General features: G+C 37.9%; 23 protein-coding genes. 3 read left to right on the plus strand and 20 right to left on the minus strand.

Features of this window, described 5'->3' with window-relative positions; genetic code table 11:
- Nucleotides 1-171 precede the first annotated feature (171 nt).
- Both QYB95_RS14015 and QYB95_RS14020 read left to right on the plus strand, forming a co-directional pair.
- Nucleotides 172-360 carry a hypothetical protein gene (locus QYB95_RS14015; RefSeq protein ID WP_301138964.1) on the plus strand — a complete coding sequence of 63 codons (189 nt, stop codon included), beginning with the start codon at nucleotides 172-174 and terminating at the stop codon, nucleotides 358-360.
- A gap of 161 nt (nucleotides 361-521) precedes the next feature.
- Complete coding sequence (locus QYB95_RS14020; protein WP_301138965.1) at nucleotides 522-1,979, plus strand: hypothetical protein; 1,458 nt, start codon at nucleotides 522-524, stop codon at nucleotides 1,977-1,979.
- On the opposite strand, the gene QYB95_RS14025 is transcribed toward QYB95_RS14020, so the two are convergent.
- From QYB95_RS14025 to QYB95_RS14075, 11 genes are all read right to left on the minus strand, one after another.
- A complete protein-coding gene (locus QYB95_RS14025; protein ID WP_301138966.1) occupies nucleotides 1,944-2,558 on the minus strand; it encodes a C40 family peptidase in 615 nt (204 codons plus the stop codon). The genes QYB95_RS14020 and QYB95_RS14025 overlap by 36 nt on opposite strands.
- Nucleotides 2,559-2,736: 178 nt before the next feature.
- The gene (locus QYB95_RS14030) at nucleotides 2,737-3,918 is read right to left on the minus strand and encodes a CaiB/BaiF CoA transferase family protein (protein ID WP_301138967.1); all 1,182 of its coding nucleotides are present in this window, start codon (nucleotides 3,916-3,918) and stop codon (nucleotides 2,737-2,739) included.
- A 366-nt stretch (nucleotides 3,919-4,284) separates the two neighbouring features.
- Nucleotides 4,285-5,004, minus strand: coding sequence for a nucleotidyltransferase domain-containing protein (locus QYB95_RS14035; RefSeq protein ID WP_345783723.1), 720 nt, complete (start codon nucleotides 5,002-5,004; stop codon nucleotides 4,285-4,287).
- Nucleotides 4,988-6,205, minus strand: a complete 1,218-nt coding sequence (locus tag QYB95_RS14040; RefSeq protein WP_301138968.1) for an MFS transporter — start codon at nucleotides 6,203-6,205, stop codon at nucleotides 4,988-4,990. The genes QYB95_RS14035 and QYB95_RS14040 overlap by 17 nt, the downstream gene beginning before the upstream one ends.
- A gap of 117 nt (nucleotides 6,206-6,322) precedes the next feature.
- Complete coding sequence (locus tag QYB95_RS14045) at nucleotides 6,323-6,733, minus strand: GNAT family N-acetyltransferase (RefSeq protein WP_301139013.1); 411 nt, start codon at nucleotides 6,731-6,733, stop codon at nucleotides 6,323-6,325.
- A gap of 202 nt (nucleotides 6,734-6,935) precedes the next feature.
- Nucleotides 6,936-8,018, minus strand: coding sequence for a DUF4179 domain-containing protein (locus tag QYB95_RS14050; protein WP_301138969.1), 1,083 nt, complete (start codon nucleotides 8,016-8,018; stop codon nucleotides 6,936-6,938).
- A complete protein-coding gene (locus tag QYB95_RS14055; protein ID WP_301138970.1) occupies nucleotides 8,018-8,581 on the minus strand; it encodes a sigma-70 family RNA polymerase sigma factor in 564 nt (187 codons plus the stop codon). The genes QYB95_RS14050 and QYB95_RS14055 overlap by 1 nt, the downstream gene beginning before the upstream one ends.
- A gap of 102 nt (nucleotides 8,582-8,683) precedes the next feature.
- The gene (locus QYB95_RS14060) at nucleotides 8,684-9,049 is read right to left on the minus strand and encodes a hypothetical protein (protein ID WP_301138971.1); all 366 of its coding nucleotides are present in this window, start codon (nucleotides 9,047-9,049) and stop codon (nucleotides 8,684-8,686) included.
- A 614-nt stretch (nucleotides 9,050-9,663) separates the two neighbouring features.
- Nucleotides 9,664-9,963: a DUF6509 family protein gene (locus tag QYB95_RS14065; protein WP_301138972.1), complete on the minus strand. Its 300-nt coding sequence runs from the start codon at nucleotides 9,961-9,963 to the stop codon at nucleotides 9,664-9,666.
- Nucleotides 9,964-10,040: 77 nt separating this feature from the next.
- On the minus strand, nucleotides 10,041-11,690 hold the full coding sequence (locus QYB95_RS14070; RefSeq protein WP_301138973.1) for a methyl-accepting chemotaxis protein: 1,650 nt from the start codon (nucleotides 11,688-11,690) through the stop codon (nucleotides 10,041-10,043).
- Between the two features lie 12 nt (nucleotides 11,691-11,702).
- The gene (locus tag QYB95_RS14075; RefSeq protein WP_301138974.1) at nucleotides 11,703-12,683 is read right to left on the minus strand and encodes a BMP family lipoprotein; all 981 of its coding nucleotides are present in this window, start codon (nucleotides 12,681-12,683) and stop codon (nucleotides 11,703-11,705) included.
- 223 nt (nucleotides 12,684-12,906) lie between these two features.
- Here QYB95_RS14075 and QYB95_RS14080 point away from each other — a divergent pair, with 223 nt between their 5' ends.
- Complete coding sequence (locus tag QYB95_RS14080; RefSeq protein WP_301138975.1) at nucleotides 12,907-14,088, plus strand: alanyl-tRNA editing protein; 1,182 nt, start codon at nucleotides 12,907-12,909, stop codon at nucleotides 14,086-14,088.
- 233 nt (nucleotides 14,089-14,321) lie between these two features.
- Here QYB95_RS14080 and QYB95_RS14085 read toward each other — a convergent pair whose 3' ends face one another.
- The 9 genes from QYB95_RS14085 to QYB95_RS14125 all read right to left on the minus strand — a co-directional run bounded on the left by QYB95_RS14085 (nucleotide 14,322) and on the right by QYB95_RS14125 (nucleotide 21,924).
- The gene (locus tag QYB95_RS14085) at nucleotides 14,322-14,861 is read right to left on the minus strand and encodes a GNAT family N-acetyltransferase (protein ID WP_301138976.1); all 540 of its coding nucleotides are present in this window, start codon (nucleotides 14,859-14,861) and stop codon (nucleotides 14,322-14,324) included.
- A 23-nt stretch (nucleotides 14,862-14,884) separates the two neighbouring features.
- On the minus strand, nucleotides 14,885-15,700 hold the full coding sequence (locus QYB95_RS14090) for a metallophosphoesterase (RefSeq protein WP_301138977.1): 816 nt from the start codon (nucleotides 15,698-15,700) through the stop codon (nucleotides 14,885-14,887).
- Between the two features lie 435 nt (nucleotides 15,701-16,135).
- The gene (locus QYB95_RS14095) at nucleotides 16,136-16,543 is read right to left on the minus strand and encodes a Na+/H+ antiporter subunit G (RefSeq protein ID WP_301138978.1); all 408 of its coding nucleotides are present in this window, start codon (nucleotides 16,541-16,543) and stop codon (nucleotides 16,136-16,138) included.
- Nucleotides 16,521-16,805: a Na(+)/H(+) antiporter subunit F1 gene (locus tag QYB95_RS14100; RefSeq protein ID WP_301138979.1), complete on the minus strand. Its 285-nt coding sequence runs from the start codon at nucleotides 16,803-16,805 to the stop codon at nucleotides 16,521-16,523. Before QYB95_RS14100 ends, QYB95_RS14095 begins: the two co-directional genes overlap by 23 nt.
- On the minus strand, nucleotides 16,802-17,287 hold the full coding sequence (locus QYB95_RS14105) for a Na+/H+ antiporter subunit E (protein WP_301138980.1): 486 nt from the start codon (nucleotides 17,285-17,287) through the stop codon (nucleotides 16,802-16,804). Before QYB95_RS14105 ends, QYB95_RS14100 begins: the two co-directional genes overlap by 4 nt.
- A 4-nt stretch (nucleotides 17,288-17,291) precedes the next feature.
- The gene (locus QYB95_RS14110; protein ID WP_301138981.1) at nucleotides 17,292-18,770 is read right to left on the minus strand and encodes a Na+/H+ antiporter subunit D; all 1,479 of its coding nucleotides are present in this window, start codon (nucleotides 18,768-18,770) and stop codon (nucleotides 17,292-17,294) included.
- Complete coding sequence (locus QYB95_RS14115; RefSeq protein ID WP_301138982.1) at nucleotides 18,763-19,101, minus strand: Na(+)/H(+) antiporter subunit C; 339 nt, start codon at nucleotides 19,099-19,101, stop codon at nucleotides 18,763-18,765. The genes QYB95_RS14110 and QYB95_RS14115 overlap by 8 nt, the downstream gene beginning before the upstream one ends.
- A 1-nt stretch (nucleotide 19,102) precedes the next feature.
- Nucleotides 19,103-19,525: a Na(+)/H(+) antiporter subunit B gene (locus QYB95_RS14120; RefSeq protein WP_301138983.1), complete on the minus strand. Its 423-nt coding sequence runs from the start codon at nucleotides 19,523-19,525 to the stop codon at nucleotides 19,103-19,105.
- The gene (locus QYB95_RS14125) at nucleotides 19,522-21,924 is read right to left on the minus strand and encodes a Na+/H+ antiporter subunit A (RefSeq protein ID WP_301138984.1); all 2,403 of its coding nucleotides are present in this window, start codon (nucleotides 21,922-21,924) and stop codon (nucleotides 19,522-19,524) included. Before QYB95_RS14125 ends, QYB95_RS14120 begins: the two co-directional genes overlap by 4 nt.
- Nucleotides 21,925-22,168: the final 244 nt, after the last annotated feature.

Raw genomic sequence — 22,168 nt, forward strand, 5'->3', positions numbered from 1 at the left:
TTTTATACCCAAAATGAAAACTTAAGTATAACAAAACTTTAAAGCCAAAAAATTATTGTTGCAATTATGCGACAATCATCAATTTCAGCACAGTTTGGTAGCATGAAAGGATTGCCAGCACTTCCACAACTCTGTTACCATCAAAGTAAATACATTTAAACGAGGTTAAATATGAAAACACGCAATAATAAAATGCACTTCTTTATCTGTCTTTTTGTCTCTATCCTATTTACGATCAGCTTAATAAGAACCTATTCAAATACAGGCGAGCTGCCTATTGGAAGTATAATTTTTACGGTTGTTGTATATATAGCAACAATTTTATCGGCATTCACATTAAAGGCCAACCCTAAAAAATAACAAAACGTCTATAAAGGTGATCTCCTTTCCTTTACTAGACGTTTTTTCGTATTGAAAATAGCAGCAACATGATAAAATTTGTAATTTTCAATTTCCAACACATTGGGGCAAGATTATTTGGTATATTTTGATTAAGATTTCTCTTCGGAAGGAAGATACCTATGCTAAAAATTGATGAATTGCTGCTGAACAAATCCAAAGGCATGATTGGTGAACCTCTTGAAAATGCAGTTTTAAGCTTGAGTGACAGTGGGGAATTTCATCATGACATTTTCGGCGCACTACTTCCGATTCAATCCCTATTGGTGACGAAGACGAAAGCCCAAAATCTCCTATTCAAGATTGCTCAAAAGTACTGGGGAAACGTAGATTTATTCTTGCATTCTAGCTTACAGGAAACATCAATAGATCTTGTAAATGCAAATGATCGTTTAGAAGAGTTCTTTTCTACCCAATCCGGGAAGAAAGTTATTTGGGATTACATCACCATACACAACCGAATAGAGTTTGATCATCTCATTGGGCTTGTTTTTGGGAAAGAAGTGAGGACTAAGACAAAGTCTGTTGGCGGGCTAAGAAAGCTTTACCTCTATCAGGTTGGCAATAAATATTTTTTACATACGATTCTTAATGATACGAATAAATTTTGGGAAGTCTTGTTTATCAAAAAAATCTATTCTTTATTTATGCAAACTTCTCTCGATCATATCCATAATGTCAACGAATTGATGAAGCACTTCAAATTATTGCTGGAGAGCCATTTTACTTTAAATCAATCCGTCATCATTACCAATCATCTGATAGAGTATCTAGATGATGAAAATATTCGTTCCTATCATTTAAAAGAACTTCATTTATATAATTTAATTTCTCATTTTAATGGCGGAAAACGTCACTTTCGGAAAGTGGATTCTCTGGTTGAAGAAATTATTGCTTCATGGGGTAAAGGGAAATGGGCTCTATCTGAAAAGGAGTATACACTTTTGTCTTATATTCAAGCGATTACTGCTGCGGAGCATAATGATTCGGCAAGAGTAATTGAATATGGAAGTTTTTTAATAGCGAATGATCGTTTAGTCAACCATGCCATCGAATTATTTTTGGAGTATAGTGATGTCCTGCCGAATTTAAAGCCGGAACCAGATACACTTGTCAAACGCTATGATAAAAACTATTTAGAACAAATCTTTTACATCCTTATTGAAGCACTCGTTCAAAATAGTAAATACCATGAGGTTGTTGATCTGCTAAAACAACATGAAATTGCATCATGCCTCAGCCTTTATGAATATTTTGACCGCGAACAATCTGACCAAGACGCAATATTCAAGATTGAAGCTACTGTACAACGAGATATTGCCTATATTGTCCATAACTCGCCCCAGTATGTGGCACAGTCCATTGAAATCTGGTTACAGAGCTATCGCGATGAGCAAAGTCCTTATTTTGAAATTGCTCATATGACCTCAAAGCATCTATGCAACATCTTAAAATCGCTATTTGTAACACAGCACTATGAGCTTTTCGAAAAATTGATAGAAGTATACAAAAAGTACTTATTAATCGATAGACACTTTGATAATTTACGAGACTTTGTTTCTGCCCATGTAAATAGCTGACAGTGCTATCGCATGCAAAGCAGATCGGGATCTTTTTCTCATGTGTTTTTCTTGCGTAACACCAATAAAATTTTCAACTTTTCCTTTATAAATAAAGGTTAAGTAGGGCAAATGAATAAAATCATGTGGTTTCATAAAATATGGGCTTTTTCCGTAAATGGGGAGGCCCGCTTCTTCAAATAAAGTTGCTACAAATTGAGAGCAGAAAAAAGCTCTCTCTCTTTTTATTTTCACACGGCATGCAACACCAAATAACCCTATAAAATTATACTTATACACATTTTTATTTTGCTTATAATAAGCGATTCTGTTCTTCAGAAGCGTATATTGTTGTTCTGTCACAGGACAAGCAAAAATCACGCAATTAGATTCTCTAAGCAGGGTTGATGATGGATTTTCATGCACAAAACCACCGATCCAGGGATTATTTATATTTTTTCTGCCAAAGCTATACATTTCTTTTAACTCGGCATCAAAGGAAATTGAGACATGATTAAAATCATGCTGTGTATAAATTTGGATTGCCTTGGACAATACCGTTTTAGTTTTTGTTAGCACAATATAAACCATTCTGTTCATCCCATCACCCCGCAAATTCAATCTACTCTCTATACTAACAATAAATTATTAAGATTAAATGAATAAAATTATGAAGTTTTCCTTAATTTTGGAATCCCACTATCAAAATACGTTTTAACTTATAAAAAGTTTCAAAAAGGGGGCGTCTTATTAAAACAGACACCCCCTTCCGAGACAATTATTCCAAAACGCCACTTTCGTTTAAACTCTTTATTTGTTCCTCTGTATAACCGATAGTAGTTAGAATTTCATGCGTATGCTCACCCAGCTTAGCCCCAACAAATTTATAGGTTGGCTCCATTTCATCAAACTTGATGGCTGCCCCGATTTGTTTTTGGCATTTCCCACCTGCTTCAGGGACCTCCACAACCATATGCCGCGCTTGAATCTGTGGATGATTAATGGCCTCTTCAAATGTTAGAACAGGTTCAACACAGCCATTGAAATCATGAATGATTTCGAGCCATTCATTAAAGTTTTTTGTAAGAAATGCATCCTTTACCGCTTCTTTAAAGCGTTTTTGGGTATAGGATGAATCATTGAATGTACTCTGGGTTAACTCAGGTATATCCAGCGCTTCACACAATAGTTTCCTAAATTGCGGTTCTAGGCTTCCGACAGAGAAATAGCGTCCATCCTTTGTTTGATAATAATCATAGAAGGTTCCCCCGTTCAATATCTCTTCTTCCGGCTTTGGCAGTTCGCCACTAGTTAAGAACGAAGTACCATACAGAGCATTGAATGTAAAAGCGGCATCCGTCATGGAAATATCAATCAATTTGCCTTCACCTGTTTGTTCACGGTATAAAGCTGCAGCCAGCACCCCTACTGCTGCATGTAATGCCCCTCCAGCAATATCTGCGATCTGTATCCCCATAGCAACCGGTTTTTTCCCCTTTAATCGGGAGTGATCTAGAACCCCGGCGATTGAAAGGTAGTTATTATCGTGGCCAGGACGATTCTGAAAAGGTCCATTTTGCCCATAGCCTGTGATGGAACAATAGATAAGCTTTGGATTCACTTCTTTCAAAGACGAATAGTCTATACCCAAACGCTTCATTACACCAGGTCGAAAACCTTCTATGACAATATCATATTCTTGAATTAAGGATTTTACGATATCGATGGCTTCAGGTGTTTTCAAATTAAGTGTAAGCGATTTCTTGGAACGGTTTAAGTGTTGATGAATATAGGATTCCTTCTCTTCATTGTAGGGTGGCATAATCCGCATCATTTCAACTCTTCGTGAAGATTCGACATGGATTACATCCGCTCCATAATCAGCAAACATCATCGTCGTGAAAGCACCAGGCAATAATGAAGAAAAATCGAGAATTTTTAACCCCTTTAAAATTGTCATTTCCCATCCCCCTAAGTACAAAATGCACAATGTTATAATACAGAAGATAATTTATTTAACAGTATTATAACAGTCATCCCTATATTTGTATATCATAGAAACGTTATTGTTTTAATTATCTGATAATTATATGGTGGGGATGGGATACATATGAACAATGTTTTGCTTAATAGGTGAGATTTTCAGTGTCAATCTTTAGTCATAGACTATCATCCGATAGATATGTTATATGTTAATCTCCAGCATCCCAGTTCTCTCCTGTTAAAACGCTCGTAATACGACGATTCAAGTGGGAAACTGCTTTAATACTTTCCAAAGCAAATCCTCTTAATCAAACTATGATTCTGCATTTTTTGGAAAGCATCTTTATGCATCTAATTTGAATCCTTCAAATAGCCTGCCTCCATAGGGCACTAAAATTTCATCCACTAATTCAATAACCTTTGATTTATCGTTTTGCTTGTAGAAAGTCTCAAAAGCGTCGATAAATTGACTAGCGAATTCTTCATTAAAGTTATTTAATTCCCGAATGATCCACTTTGAAGAACCAATCCAGCAACCGTTGCTTCTTAATACAAATTCCTGAATTAAATTGGTCAAAGTATTGGCAATCATCAGCTCCTCCGCTCTGTTAGTTGAACCAATAAAATCCTCTAGAACGTCCGTAATAAAATATCTTTTAAATTGTATTGTTTCGGAAGACCAAATTTCGGGACCTTCACTCAAAATAATATTCGCTTCCTTTTTAATCTTCTGAATGACACCAAGATCTTTAATGATGACACCTTCCGATACCATTCTTGGTAATGAAGGCCTTGCCCTTTTAAAGTCGGCATGGAAGAAATGCTTATACGATGTTAAGTTATGTACAAAAACCTCGACCGCCCAATCAAAATCTATCATTGATTGTCTAAAAGGGGTTAAAATCTTATCGTCAAAAATTACAATATCAAGGTCAGACGTATCCGTGGCTTCCCCTCTTACAACACTTCCTGCGAGCAGTGCACCCTTGCAATCCGGAAAATGCTTATCTACAAATTGTTTGGCTGCATCGAAAGGTTTAACTCTCTTATGATTGTTCATCATTCTCTCCTAGATTTAATGACTTAGCATTACGGGAAATATAAAAATATAAATATAAAGATAATACCAGTGCCACAGAGGAAAAGATCACAGTCACCGGTTGAAGTGAATACCATTCAGCAATAATTCCTAATGCAAAGGTAAAAATGATTTGTGCGATACTTTGCAATAGGTTTAGTGAACTTCCAAAGCGTCCCATAAGTGGAGGCGGTATTGTTTTTTGATAAAGCGTTGCGTAGCCCGTGTTACTAAATGCCATAAAAAACCCAAGTGCTACAAAACTTAGCGTTGCTAACCATAGTAATGAGGACGAATAAAATGACAAATAACTTGCCATTGTTAAAGAGAATCCAGCTCCGATGTAAGTTTGTAGTGATACCTTGTTAACTAGTGCGGTTGCACAGATTCCACCCAAAATGGCCCCAATTCCCGCTACACTTACCACCATTCCATAGGTGGTATCCGTTGTCTGCAAAACTACTTTTAGAAACGTCATTTCCTGTGAATCCAGTGCAAAGGCAATCATCAAGGCAGTTATATAAATAATTAAGAAAGTTAAAAGTTTCGGATTTTTTCGGCTATATGCCCATACTTGCTTAAAATCATGATGAATCATGCTAACAGTCAGACGGTTTCGTGCATCCACTACTTCATTTTGGACTTTCGGCAATAAGGAAATCGCCCATGCACAAACGAAGAATGTAAAACCATTAATCCACATTGCCACACTTGTATTGCTTAAAGCGATAATCCCACCCGCCAGCGCTGGACCAATCATGAAAGAACCCGAACTGAGTGTACTATTTATGGCATTAAACCGCTGTTTATCTTCATCTTTGACAAGCTTTGTAATAAGGTAGGTACTGCTTGGACCAAAAAAACTGCTCGCTATATTGGCAAGGAAAATCAAAGCATAAATAAACCAAACGGAAGATACTAAGGGCATAATGCATACAATAATGCCTCTTGCAATATCACTCATAATCATCAACCGTTTTTTGTCATGCCGGTCAATAATCGAGCCCGCAAAGAAATTGCTAATTATTCGAGCAATTGGACCCACAATATAAATTCCCGCAACCGCTGCCGGTGAATGGGTTAGATGCCAAACAGCTAAATTAAGGGCTATCAAGTAAATCCAATTTCCCAAATTCGAAAAGCCTAATCCCCCTAGCAGCAAACCATATTGATTGGTAAAACGCATAGACTACCCCCTTTATTTCCCCATTCGTATCTGTATTCTTTGCTCCCCAAATAAGCGGACTCATTAATTGAGGAGATAAGAAAACGCCTGGGTTATGCACCAAGCGTTTCCATTTATTTAAATATCTCTTTTGCCTAACTGCATTTGGTAATTTTTTGCGACCATTCCGTTTACTTTTAGCATTCCAAACTTTTCATAGTACGGGACCAAGTTTTCATCACAGCATAAATCAATCATGTAAATATCTTCAAGTTCCTTTAACATTCGTCCAACCAATATCTTGCCGATCCCTTGATTTTTGTATTCAGGCAATACTTCAAGGAATGGAATGTAGGCAGATAGAATGCCGTCACTTATGGCTGTGATAAATCCAACTACTTGATTGGCATGATTTATTGCTATAACGACCTTGCTGCTATTCTTTAACAAGTTTAAGTGCGTTTGCGTATCTGGTGGATTCGGCCAATCCACAAAAAAGCCTTTCAACATATCAGACGAAACACCATTAAGAGAATTTTTATAGATCACCATATCAACTCCTAATTTTTATACTGTTTAGGCAGATGATAGATATCAATTGTAAAGCAACAAAATTACAACCTCCAAACACCAATGGGTTACTAAATTAGATTCGTCCCTAAATTCTAAAACGCCTTCTTTTTAATCACAATTCTTTTACTGGAGCCAACTTGATACAAGTTGAATTCTGCGCCCTTATACCATAATGTTATTAATTAATGTCCTCACTATGTTTATCCCGAACCACTACCTTATAAGGCTTGTCGCCAACAATATCCTTTAAGTCATCCGACTGCAAAAATTCTTCAATTGCATTTTCAATCTTATTTGCTAGTTCGGGTGCTTCTTTGTCTGTTTTATCTACTTTAGTAGTTATAAAAATATTCATAGTGCCTTTTTTGTAGGAGTATCCGACACCTTTGGTTTTATACTCTTTTTTATTTAACATCCCTTCAAAGATGACAGGTAGCACTTCCGAACTCCATTGCATCTCAATTTCTCTTGCCTCTACATTGAATGAATGGAATTCCACCTTAATTTCTTCCTGGATCCCCTGCTTTTTAACTTCTTCTAGAATTGCATCTTCAATTTCATCTGTTCGTGTTTCCTTATCTTCGATGTCCAAGGTAACAGTAATTTCTTGAGAATCTGGGCTAGCGTAGCCAACACCGTAAGCAGTCGGAATTTTATACCCCTGCTGTTGCAGCTTCGGTACAATTTCCCCCAAAACTTCCATCACTAGATCAGCATCTCGAACTCTACGATCATTGTCATAATCGGCATTATGCTCAATGATCCTCTCTCTTTCTACCTCAACCTTAAAATCATCATATCCTCTTGAGGAAATAAGCTCTTTTGTAACTTTCTCGATTTCCCCTTTAACCTGGTTGAAGTATTCCTCTGAACCTCTTACCGTTACATCAAATGTTTTATCTTGAACACTATAACCAGACCCGGCAATTTCATAATTCTGTTCCTCGAGTTCCTCCATTATGAGGTGACTAATAGGCTTTTGAGTAAAAATCATATTTAAAAATGGAATCTTGGAGGCTACTTCAGCCATTGCTGGTGAGATGAAGGCAGTTCCTAAAATAAGCCCGAATAATACTAAACAAGCAGCTGCAATTTGAACTATCCTTTTTACGATGCTGTAACTTCGTTTTTTCTCTGGAAGCAATAAAATATCTACTTTATCAAGATTTTGATGAACTTTATTTTTAATTTGATCAGCTATTTCATCATTAAAGTTATTTTCACGATAATATTCATTTAACTTTTTAAGCTCCTTCTCCACTAAAACACCTCTCCCTTCCTAGCTTCAATTTTTCGCCTCAGCATATCTCGCGCTCTTGAAAGTCTAGTTTTTACAGTATTTGTTTTTAACTCCAAAATTGATGAAAGCTCATTGATATTTAAATCATAAAAATAATGAAGTACAATGACTGTCCGATATTTCATTGGCAAAGTTAGGATGATCTGCAAAAGGTGTTCATTGCGGTCAGCCTCCAGGTAGGAACTCTCTGCACTCTCCGTGCGCCTAAAGTTTTCAAAGAAACTATTTTCTAATAGCAGTTGTTTTATGCTCTTCTTCTTTAAAAAATCCAGGGAAGCATTCACCGTAATACGATAAATCCACGACTTTAAGGACGCTTCCCCTCTATAATTATCTATATATTTATAAGCCTTCAGGAATACCTCTTGTGAAATGTCTTCAGCTATCCCCCTATCCTTTACAAAGGAGTAGGCTAGCAGGTAAACCTTCTCTGTGTAGAGTTCCATTAATTGCTCAATCAGCATTCCTTTATCTTCACAAGCACTATCTATTTCGTGTTTTATATGTATTTCTTTATTTCTCACCAACGTCCCTCCTTTCACTCTTTAGACATACACACACAATAACTGGTTTCATATTTTTACCATCTCCCCAAATTTCCTATGTCCATTAAATAGAAAAAGCAATTACTGTGATTTCGTAATCGCTTTTGTTATTTCACTCTTCTCCTGTTTTTCAAAAGGGATGTCGTATTCTTTAGCGAGTTTTGTAATTTTGCTTGTGACACTTGATGTGAATTGTCCTGTTTCTGTTATGCTTGCTAGATTTTCTCCTGAGTAAAATGTATAAGTGCCCGGTAGACCGATTTCATACTCATAATCTATTCGATCGATTTCTGTCCATGCAAATTGTTGGTGATTGAATACAGACGCTATCAAAATAGAATGTAGCAAGTACAAACAGCGGACTAAAAAAATTAAGAAGCCACCAATTAAACAAATAGCGATAATTGTTAAGATAATGCCCGTCCTAAAGGAAATACTATCTACCAATACTTCATCCCCTCTCACATAAAAAGCTATCAACTCTTATACGTTTCATCTTGTTAGAAGTTTCAAATTATTGCCAATTATACATTATAAATACAGTAAAAAGGACATTAATCCATTAAGGATCAATATCCATCAAAAATTATGAGTCTAAATATGATCAAAAAAACGGTAACGAGTATTAAAACTAAAAAATGACATAATTCAAAGTTTTGCACAGATGACATAGATAATAACAATCAGATTTATATATAGGGGGAATGGGGAAAATTGCTAAATTAAAACAAAGTGCGGAGATTTATTAGGGATAAAACTTATGAAATACACTTGAATCTCTCCTAACAAACTTTACTTTACTAACAGTCGTTTAAAATTTATACAATTATTAAGTTTATTAATTATTATTAAGACTTTGTAAAACTACCCTTTTTTTAGCAGAAATAAAGTATGATTGTTTACGAGCTAGAAGCTAACACCATAGCAATAGCTCCCTTTATACGTGAGATAGCCTAGCTCCCCGTATTGGCAGTTAGGCTATTTGTATTTTGTAAGCACTTACGAAAAATGCCTCTTTCATTAAAAAAAGAGGTGCATGTATTATTGCACCTCTCTTAAAGCTACTCGATATTTCCCTTAGTTAACTCTTCCTTGCAGAAGTTTAAAATCATTGCTTCTTCATCTTCTTCAAGTTCGAAATCTAAATAGGAATTATCTCCTTTGTTGATTAGGAAATAATTTAAAATAAAGATTTCATCACTTGCTTTTTGACCGACTAAAACTCGGATTTCCAAGCCTGCCTCTGTATATAGCTCATCCTCTTCATCCACTTCAATATCCAGAAGGAACTCAAAACGTTTTCCTTCAATAATGTTTGTTGGATCTTTAATTTCTTCTATTGAAAATTGAGTAATCTCCATACATCAAACTCCCTTATGCTTTCTTACAAAGTACTATAAACGTTATTGTATATAGTTTTATAATACACATACCTTTATTAAATTGTAAATTTGGACAATCGCGATTGTAACTCTTCCGCAAGATTTGCCAATGAAATGGCTGCACCAGAGATCTCTTCCATTGAAGCTAATTGCTCCTCAGAGGTAGCTGCTACAGATGTTGAGTTATCGGAAGTTGATTTAGAAACCTCTGACATTTCCTTCGCATGTGTCGATACTTTTGAGACCTCCACCTCAATTTGGTTTGAAATGGATGTGATATTTACGACTTGAGTCTGAACTTGTCCTACTGCTTCCTGGATCTCACCAAAAGTAGTTTGTGTATCAAAGGCGATTTGCAATCCTTTTTGGACACGCTCTTTCACGTCATTTATCGAAGTGACTGTTTTTTCAGTGTCTACATCAATTTGTTTTGCAATACCCGTTATATTCGATACAAGCTGTCTTGTTTGATCGGCAAGTTTCTTAACCTCATCCGCAACAACGGCAAACCCTTTCCCTGCTTCACCAGCTCTTGCCGCTTCAATGGACGCATTTAATGAGAGCAAGTTTGTTTGATCCGCTACCTCCGTTATTTGAGATAGGACTTTCACTATTTCCTTTGTTTGATTGTTTAAAATCGATAATGCATGATCTGTCTCTTCTACGGATTCATTAATTCTTTCCATTTGCGAAACGGTTACCTCTACATAATTGGACCCTTGTTCCGTTTTCTTGCCGGTCGAAACGGATAGTTCTTGTGCCAAGTTTGCACTAATGGAGATTTCATCCACATAAGCTTTACTTTTTTCTGCGGATTCAACAGACTCTACTGACATAAAGGATTGCTTCTCTGCACCACTTGAAACTTGCTGTATGGAGTCCGAAATTAATTCGGCACCCTTCATTGTTTCATCGGCACTTGCCATTAATTCTTCTGCGGATGCTGCAACCTGACTGGAACTATCTTGCACATGAGATAAAAATTCTCTTAAATTTAAAGACATCTTCTTAAACGCTTGCTGCAGGGAACCAACTTCATCCACTGTTTTTGCATCCTCTAGTTCAAGCGCCAAGTTGCCGTTTGCAATTTCCTCGGCATTGCGCGTCACCTGTTCGATACGGCCAACAATACGGTTTGTTAGCAGGAAGGCCGTCGCAATGCTTCCTATTAACAAAATGGCAATTAAGATAATAGAAATATTGATGATTGAAGTAATATTACTTTGTATTTCTTTTTGCATCTGTTCATACTGTGCAGAAATATTTCTTTTCAATTCAATTACATCATTAATTAACCCTTTAATTCTGAATGATTGTCTCTTAATTTCGGCTTGGTTATTTGCTTCTACAGCCGGTGTAGATTCACTAAGAATTTGGTCATATTTGCGGGCAATCTTCCCACCCAATTCTTTCTGCTCTTTACTAGTGAGGAATGGAGCAAGTTCATCATAATTAGTTTTCACTAATTGTAAATCTTGTTCAATGTTGTTTTTATTGCTTTCGGAAATATTAAATGCATAACTATCCAATGACTTTTGCAAGCTTTGTGCAGAGCTATTCAATTCTTCTACTGATATTAGCGAATTCACTATTTCTTCTGTTGAAGACTGCAACGAAAATAATTGACTTATGTTAAAACCGATAATCCCCGTAGAGAGGAGTAATGGAATAATCGATAGTAATAATATTTTTTGCTTTAACTTCATCTTCATCACCCTCTATTCTAGTATAGTAGCCGTTCCGTTGGAGATTTCTTCGATATACTGATCAAGTGTATCCTGCTCTTCCGGTGATAGGTTAATTACCCGAATAGGTGCGATGGCAACTCCATTTTCCTTTAAGCCAAGTTGTTTATTTTTTTCGCTGATTGAGCCTTTTTCAACTAATTCCTTTACCGTATCATAGATGGCTACATCCACCTGCTTTACCATCGAAGACACAACGGACCCTTCCGCTAAATAAAACTGATCACTGTCTACACCAAAAGAATACGTGCCGGCCCTCTGTGATTCCAGAATAACTCCTACACCGGTAAACCCGGCTGCTGGGTAGATATAGTCCGCTCCTGCTGCAATCATTTCTTTGGCAATGCTTTCTCCCAACTTATCGTCACCAAAAGTTCCAGAATAGCTTGATAAAATTTTGGCATCCGGTTTCACTGCCTTAACTCCCGCCTCAAAGCCATCTTCAAATTTATGGATCAGTTCCACATCTTCCCCACCAACAAAGCCAACAACATTACTTTTCGTTTTCATACCTGCTACCAACCCAACTAAAAATGAGCCTTCATCTTCTTTAAAAGTGATATTATAAACATTCGGCAAATCCGACTGGGAATCAATAATTAAGAAAGAGACCTCCGGATATTTCTTTGCAACCGTTTCTAATGCTTCTTGAATTGAGAAACCCAGTCCGATTATTAAATCGTTTCCTTGCTCGACTAGTTCTTCCAGCCCTTGTTCGTAGGTTCCCGTATCTTGCAGTTCACGATAATCAAAGGAAATTCCTAGATCATCCCGGGCTTGCTCTAGGCCTGAAAACCCCATATCAGAGAAGGATTGGTCTCCTAACCCAGCATCCGATAGCATAATTCCAACTTTAATACGATCTGTTTCTGTACTTTCTTCTTCTTTATTAGAGCAAGCAGAAAGAACTATCAAACAAATAGCGATAGTAAATAAAATGGCGTATTTTCTCATTTAAATAACTCCTACTTATGTATATTTTATCGTCACAATATTGTCTGAAATATGCAAAAACAGTATATTTTTGATATTTTTCGCCTTTTTAGTTTACAACAAGGTATTTACTATGAAAATAGGTAATTCTCAAATTGGTGATAATTTTCTTCATTCGAGTGACACTTTTTATCGAATATGCAACAATAGGGAAAATAGTTAGTTTTAAAGGAGCAGTCTTATTATGAGGGAACTGTTATATTACCAAGATGTAATGATGCAACAATTTACGGCACAAGTTGTGCGTAAAGGTAAAGAAGATATGCGTCCATATGTTGTCCTATCAAATACAGCATTTTATCCAACTGGCGGAGGACAACCCCATGATACAGGAAAGATTAGTCATTTTGCGGTGGTGGATGTAGAAAAGGTAGACGATGAAATCCGGCATTATATTGATGGAAACATCGATGCTCTTGAAGATGAAGTAAGGGGGCATATTGATTGGGCACGTCGTTTTGACCATATGCAGCAACATTGTGGCCAGCATATTTTAACCGCGGCATTTGTGGAATTATTTGATATCCCTACAGTTAGCTTTCATTTAGGGACTGAGCTTGTCACGATTGATATCGCCACTGCCCAGATTACCAACGAACAACTAGCTCAAGTTGAAAAGCGTGCAAATGAAATTATATTAGAAAATCGACCGATTGAGACAAAGTGGATATCGAAAGAGGAATTATCTAGTTATCCTTTACGGAAAGATGTTTCCGTCGATGAAGATATCCGTCTTGTGATTATCCCCCATTATGATTATAACGGGTGTGGCGGGACCCATCCCACTTCGACTGGCCAAGTGAGTTCCATTAAAATAATGGGTACGGAAAAAATGAAAAATAATATTCGCGTTTCTTTTGTCTGTGGAAATCGAGTTTTACAACAACTGGCGATGCGAAAAAGTGTTCTGTCAGACGTTGCCCGTCAATTGAGTGTACCTGAGGAATCTGCCGCTGAAGCATTACGCAAGGTGTTTAACGATACAAAAGCAACAGAAAAGGCTCTAGAAGATGCAAAAAATCAATTGCTTGAGTATGAAGCAAAGGGGTTAATTGCAGCAAGTAGAGAAGGAGTAGTAGGTGCCTCTTTTGAAAACCGTTCTGTACAAGCGCTCCAAAAGCTTGGCCGAGCAGTGGTTTCTCAGCTTGACGAAGGGATTTGTCTCCTTGTCGCAGAAAATGAAGATAAAATTCAATTTATTGCTGCCCGTGGGAGTCAGGTCAACAAAAGTATGAAGGAAATCTCTGGGGCCATACTACCATTGATTAATGGAAAAGGTGGCGGAAATGATGCTTTCGTGCAAGGCGGCGGGGAAAAGCATCTTTCTGCTGCTGAGCTGTTGGAGGAAATGAAAAAGGTATTGTAGCTGTTTTTGGATTTGAGGGGATTCTGCGTGAAAGTGGCTGGATTTTGCAAAGTGGCTAGATTATCGGTGAAAGCGGCTAGATTTTGCACAAAACTGGCTAGATTACCGATGAAAGCGGCTAGATTCTGCACAAAAGTGGCTAGATTACCGATAAAAGCGGCAGATATGAGTACTCCGTTGCTACATTCCGCCCGCCAAGCAAGAAAAAGAGCAAGCTTCCTTTTAGCTTGCTCTTACTCCCACTCTTCTCTTAACATGCCATAAACGACATGGTCCACATAATGGTCATACAGCCATTCGGCGCTTCGGATGGTTCCTTCTTCTTTAAAACCTAGTCTTATCGGGATATTACGGCTTTTGGTATTTTCTTTTGCGACGTGGATTTCTACTTTATTTAACCCATATTCTTCAAAAGCTATCATGGTAATGGCTTTGGCTGCTCTTGTCATGATTCCTTTGCCTTGAAACGATTCATCCAGCATGTAGCCCACATAGGCGGTTTTATTGGCTTTATTGATTTTGTTAAAACCGATTTTCCCAACGATCTTACCTTTATAGACAATGGCTGTATCCAATCCTTCATTTGATAAAAACAAGATTAAATTGTTTTTGATATTGATCAACGTATCTTGAACTTTCGTTGAATGATCCAGCCAACCCAACCACTCTCGTAGATGGGTACGAGAAGCCTCAATCATTTGAAAGATTTCTTCTGCATCTCTTTCCGTCACAAGTCTCAAACTGATTTCTTCATCCACCGGATAAGCAAACACCAAACCATCCCCTATTCCTATTATTATTTTGTTTTTAGCTCGACCACAACAATCTGCGGTAGATTAAATATCCTGAAAGGTACCCCGCTATTTCCTAACCCTCGACTAACATTCATGGTTGTTTCCCCATCTTCGAAAGTCCCGGCAGTATATTTCGGCAAAAATCCTTGTCCGGGTGCCACAAGCCCTCCAACAAATGGTAACCGAATCTGACCGCCATGTGCATGGCCAGAGAATACAAGATTGATATTATTTGCAACATACGTATTAAATTTCTCAGGTCGGTGGGCTAAAAGTACTGTTAGATTCTCCTGGTTCACATCCGTCATGGCCGTTCTTAACATATCCTGTGTTTCATGGCCATTAAGAGGGTCTTCAATTCCAATAATTGATATTTGTTCCCCTTCTCGCTCTATGGTTGTTGACGTATTCGGCATGACATGAACACCGATTGCCGTCAATGCATCATAAATCTCCTGAACTTTGTTGGTGGCCACCTCGTGATTTCCAATCACATAGTAGACATCTGCCATTTTCACAAATTCTCGTACTGCCTGTAGACTCCGTTCCAGATTAAACCGATTGCTGTCAATGACATCCCCCGTAATGAAAATTACGTCCGGGTCAGTTGCAGCTACTTTTTTGATGAGTTTTTCTTGATGCCCGCCGAACAAAGCGTCATGTAAATCTGAAACCTGGGTAATTCGAAAGCCATCAAAGCTTTCAGGGACCTTCTCCGATTCATAAACATGCTCAGATGTAATGAGCCAATGATTATTTATATATAAAAATAGGTAGATTGCTATTATAAAAAGGATCAATTTAAACAGTTTTTTCAAAGCACTCGCTCAATTCATTTAAAGATTATGGGTAGAACCGAAGCTCACCCTCATCAATAATAGTAACATGGTTTGGTACATTCAAGTGCAGAAACGTAGAACCTGTTACAGAATTGTTAACTAAGTAATTAGTTAACACAGGTGTTTGCACATTTACCTGCATTGTTGAATTTAGTTTTTATAAGACGTAACTATTTGTGCAGTATTTCTGCTCTTATGAATAAATAATAATTTTATCCACCACATCTCAAAAATCTTATCCACAATCCTGCAGCGGTTTATCCACTTTCAGACTTTCTCCACAGCTTTATCCCAAGAAGCGCTACTTGTCCACACCAATTTTTTGATTTCACCCCAAAAGACTCAAAAAATTATCCACAAACAAAAAAACATCCACTTCTTAAAATAAAAGTGAATGTTCTTTCTTGTGCATAACTATTGTTTCTCGGGTTCTTCCTTGGTCATTGCTTCTGTTGTCACAGCCGCTATGTCTCCGTCGAATAGGACAGCCTTCAACTCATCCTCACCCGAGTTTTCCGCCAACGGTACTCGGGAGCGATATGCAGCACGACATACAAGATGTCCGGCAACAGGTGCCGTGATAAAGACAAAAATAATTCCCAATATGAGTCGGATGCTTACATATCCGTCATGGCTCCAAAAATAGATAAACGCACCTAATAAACAGGACAAAACGGCCAATGTGGAGCTTTTCGTTGCCGCATGTGACCTTGTATATACATCTGGCAATTTAATAAGTCCAAATGCACTGATTACGCTAATGATGGAGCCAAACAGCACCAGCAACACCGCTGCCCACTCAAGAATCTCCTTTACGGTCAACGATAACCCCCCTCTCAATATACTTTGAAAAGGCGATTGTACCGATAAAGGCCAATATCCCCAAAATTAATATAGCCTCCAAAAACGCTTTTGTTGATAAAACAATGGAAACAACCGCAATTGCGGAAATTAAGTTAACTCCGATGGTATCCAATGCAATTGCACGATCCGGCATAGAAGGTCCGACAATTACTCGATATAGCAGCAAAGCAATGGCAATCATAAAAAACGTCAGTGCCAATAATAAGATCGTTTCTTTCATCTATCGGCCACCTCCAAAATAGCTTTTTCAAATTTACCCATCGACCGGATAATCGATTCTTTTGACTCCTCCAGATCCATTGCGTGTATATAGAAAACGTCTCCGCTTTCAGATACTTCCATTACCACGGAACCCGGTGTCAGCGTTAAAAGTAATGCTAAAGCGGTAACCTCCCACTCTCCCTTTAAGCTCGTTTTATAAGTAAAGATACCAGGTGTGATTTGAAGGTTTGGCGTCAACACTTGTTTAATAACCATGTAGCTGGACGATAAAAGCTCTCTTATAAATAACAGGATAAGATATAAAATTTTCATTACTTTTCGCAGATAAAATTGAGTGCCGAAGAAGCGATGCATTATATACAGGATTCCAATTCCTACAACGAATCCGGTAAAGAATGTTGTTAATTGCGGTACTGGTTCATCCACTAAGAGCAGCCACAAAAGTGCAAGAAATAGATTCAAAAGAAACTGTGCGAACATATACTCACCCCTTTAAAACGGCATCAATATAGATTGATGGATTCATTAGTGTATTAGCTGCATCCTTTACATAAACGGCAAGAGATTCTGCTCCAACTCCTACGGAAACGATTGATAGGGCTAGTAAAACAAAGGCTAAGTACGCCCCTTTAGGAATTGGCTTCCGAAAATCATAACTAATCGTTGTTTCTCCAAAGAAGGACGCCAGGAAAATTCTTAATAGCGAATATAGAACGATGATGCTTGAAGCAAAGCCCAGTGCAAGTAATACATAGGAACCTGACTCTATTGCTCCCTGTCCGATTAGCACTTTGCCCATAAATCCACTAAGCGGCGGGATTCCTGCCAGGGCTAGCATAACCAGGAAATATATCCAGCCGAATAAAGGATAGTTCTGGATTATTCCACTCATTTTCTTAACAACAGACTCGCCACTGACATAGAACACCATACCGACTAATAAAAATAATAGAGCTTTTGCCAGCATGTCGTGAATTAAATAATAGATTGCCCCTGTCAAAGCAGTCTCCGTCCCCACGGCTAAACCGATTAGAATAAAACCCACACCGATAATGACGTTATATGTAGCAATCGTATAAATATCCCGACCCGATAGAGCACCCATACAACCAGCAATTAATGTGATACCAGCCATAACACCAATAATCGTATGTGTCACATCCTGATTCAGCGGGAACATCAAGGTAAAAGTACGAATAAGCGCATAGATTCCTACCTTTGTTAATAATGACGCAAATAAAGCCTGTACTACTGTTGGAGGAACACTATATGATCCTGGCAGCCAGAAGAATAATAGCAGCCCTGCTTTTAAACTGAAGACGATTAAAAACAATATGGCGACGGTTGTCAGTAGCGGATCTTGCCCTGCTTCAGCCACCCGCACAGCAATATGTGCCATATTTAATGTCTTGACAGTGCCGTATAAAAAGGCAAGAGCAATCAAGAACATCCAAGAGGCCACCACATTAATGAGCACATACTTTAGTGATTCCCGCAGCTGCCTCTTTTTCCCCCCTAGAGCTACCAAAACATACGAAGCTAGCAGCATTACTTCGAAACAAACAAATAGATTAAAAATATCACCAGTTAAAAATGATCCATTCACACCTGCTATTAAAAATAGAACAAATGGATAAAAGAACATTTTTTCGTGTCGACTTCCTATTGTTGAGAACGCATATAGTAAACAAAAAGATGTGATGATGCTGGCCGTTAAAACTAAGAGGATGGAAAACGAATCTCCTACAAAAAGAATTCCAAACGGGGGCAGCCATCCACTGAAATCCAATCGCATAATTCCTTCTGTTTGGACCATATTCAGCAATAGAGCCGAGATGATTGTTATAAAAATCATTGTAATAAGACTAATGATGCGTTGCAGGACAATCTGTTCACGCAAAAAAACGAGAATGACCGCAGTAATGATCGGGATAATCAATGGTAAAACGAGTAGATTATTCATCAGACATTCCCCTCAATTCCTGTAAATCGTCAGAACCGTTCGTTTTGTATGTTCGATACGCCAAAACGAGTAGAAATGCTGTTGTAGCAAAGCTAATTACAATGGCAGTTAGTATCAACGCCTGTGGCAAAGCATCGGTAAATGGTCCTTTTGATTGACTAAGTAGCGGGACATCGCCTTTTTTCAGCCCACCCATGGTTAAAATCAGCAAGTGAACAGCGTGGGATAATATGGCTGTCCCTAAAATAACGCGTATAATATTACGAGAGAGGACTAAATAGATGCCGACTGCAACGAGAACACCGATTAATATCATCATTAACGATTCCATACTATTCATCCTCACTTATACTCAAGATTATTGTTACAAGCGTGCCGATTACGGTTAATGCAACGCCCGCTTCAAAAATAGTTACGGTTGTTAAATGCTTTTCCCCTAAAACAGGAAAGGTATAGTAGACATCGGTTTGCGATAAAAACGGAGCATCGAAAAAAATTGCCCCTATCGCAGAACCTGTCGCTAAAAGAACACCAAACCCAGCAACCTTTTTAAAGTCAAAAGGCATTCTCTTATGAACTGTTTCCAAATCATAAGTAATGTAAAGGAGAACAATTCCCGAACCCAGGACAAGTCCTCCTATAAAACCGCCGCCTGGTGCATTATGTCCCGAGAAGAAGAGGTAAACACCGAGAGTTAGAATAATGAACACCACACCTCTAACAACGGTTCTTAAAATAACATCATTTATCTTCATGTGTCTGCATCCCCCTTCTTCGATGCTTTTAGCTTAATAAGCGTATAAACCCCCAACCCGGCTATAAAGAGAACAACCACTTCCAGCATTGTATCGAAAGCACGGAAGTCTCCAAGAATGGTATTTACTATATTTTTACCTCCGGCTAGATTATATGAATCTTCAAAGTAGCTCGAAATAGAGTTAAATTTCTCATAGTTGACAACAGCTAAACCGATGAGGGTAACAGTAGAACCTACCAAAATTGAGATAAGCCCGTTGGATAATTTAGTTTTTCTGGAAGACGGTTCTGGTTTTAACTCTGCTAAATATTTAAAGCAAATTAAATATAGGGCTGTTGTGACAGATTCAACGACCAGCTGCGTAAGGGCTAGATCTGGTGCCCTGAAAATGACAAAAAAGAACGCAACAGCGTAGCCCACTACACCATTCAATAAAACAGCCGTAATGCGCGACTTCGCAAATAGAAGTGCGAAGCTTGCGAAAATCGCTACAAATACCAATAATAATTCATAGTTTTCAACAGGTGCGTCCGAGCTAGGATCCCAGGTAAATGCCTCCAATACCAAGAAGGTGCCCGCAACAATTACAACAAAGCTGACATATATATAGACAAAGTAATGCATTAGATTACCAGTCATATAGCGCTTTGTTATACTTTCCGACATATTCTCGCTCGAGGTAATCACTTTTTCATAAATCGCATTCAACGTCCACTGCTGCGGGAAAATACGATAAATCTTCATCCAGTATTTTTTGTAACGATATAAAAGTATTCCTATGAGAATAACTCCGATCGTCATAAACAATTCAGGTTTAAACCCATGCCACGGGTGAATATGCGGCGTCATTTCAGCTAATGGGAATGTTGGATAGACACTGGCCATTGCAGGCCTTAAAATATACTCCCCCAAGATATTTGGGAAGAAGAAAATAATAATCACTAGTCCTATTAAAACAAATGGGGAAATTAGCATACCTACTGGTGCTTCGTGCGGGTTTTTCTCCGAGATGTCCGGCTTAATCTTGCCCAGAAAAGTCTTGCTTACAATAATAACGCAGTAAATAAAGGTTAAAACACTGGCTACCCAAGCTATAACCGGAATCAATATTCCGATGCTTTCTATAGAGTAGATATCTAATTTTGTGATTTTTACTGTAGCGGCAAAGAACATTTCTTTACTCAAAAAACCATTAAAGGGCGGCAAACCTGCCATCGAAAAGCATCCAATTAAAGCAATCGTAAATGTAAATGGAAGAATGGACATTAATCCGCCCAACCTTCTAATATCACGTGTGCCAATCTCATGATCGACAATTCCGACCATCATAAATAAGGCACCTTTAAAAGTAGAGTGATTGATTAGATGGAAAAGTGCAGCAAAAGTTGCTTGCGTATAGATGACAGAACTTGTTGAGTAACCAAGATGGACTGCAACAGAACCCAATCCCAGCAAACTCATGATTAAACCGAGCTGGCTAACCGTTGAATAAGCCAGTATCGCTTTTAAATCATATTGACGAACGGCATTAAACGATCCCCAAAACAGCGTAATTAACCCAACTCCGGTTACCGCCCAGAACCAGATCATCTCTCCACCAAAAACAGGCGTAAAACGGGCGACTAAATAGATACCAGCCTTCACCATTGTTGCAGAGTGCAGATAGGCACTAACCGGTGTTGGTGCTTCCATCGCATCTGGCAGCCAAATATGAAACGGGAACTGAGCAGATTTAGTAAATGCCCCCAACAAAATCAGTACAAGTGCAGGAATAAATAATGCTTGTTCACTTATCTTGTCAACATTCTCTAAAATTTCTCTTATACTGAATGTTCCAGTCATTGTATAAAGCATTAAAAATCCCAACAACATGGATAAGCCACCCGATACTGTAATCGTCATGGATTTGCGCGCACCTGCCCTGGAGGCTTTGCGGTGATGCCAAAATGCAATTAACAGGAAGGATGAAACACTCGTTAATTCCCAAAATGCATAAAGGACCATTAAATTATCCGAGAAAACAACGCCTAGCATAGCTCCCATAAAGAGCAATAAATAACAATAGAAATGATGAAGTGATTCTTTCATCGATAAATAAAAAATGGAATACAATATCACTAAACTTCCGACACCAGTTATTAATAAGCTGAATATCAAGCTTAAACCATCTATATACGTCGTGAAATTTATGTTGAATGAGGGGATCCACTCATAGGTATGGGAAAAGGCTTCACCATTTGCAATACGAGGGATATATGTAGTCAGAATAAGGAATAAACTAACGGGAATTACGAGAACGATCCAACCTATAAATTTTCTTTGGAGTCGCCTATAAAATAAGGGAATCAGTGCTGCCATAATAAACGGAATTAGTATGATGGCAATTTCAATTGTCACAAGCTAATACCTCCTAATTTTGCAACATAGCCACAATTTTAAAAACATACGAATTTATTCGATTCTCTTGACTTACAAAATTACTCACTTCATAATAATGTGTCAGAAAGAGGTAAAATTCCAAAATAGCAACTATTTTACAAAACTGTTAATTTTATAAACTTCTGTGTAAAAAATTATAAATATTACAATAATAAGTATACAATAGGAACTGGATAGATGCACTTAATACGCATTTACAATT

Source organism: Ureibacillus aquaedulcis (genome assembly GCF_030418165.1).
Classification (GTDB): domain Bacteria; phylum Bacillota; class Bacilli; order Bacillales_A; family Planococcaceae; genus Ureibacillus; species Ureibacillus aquaedulcis.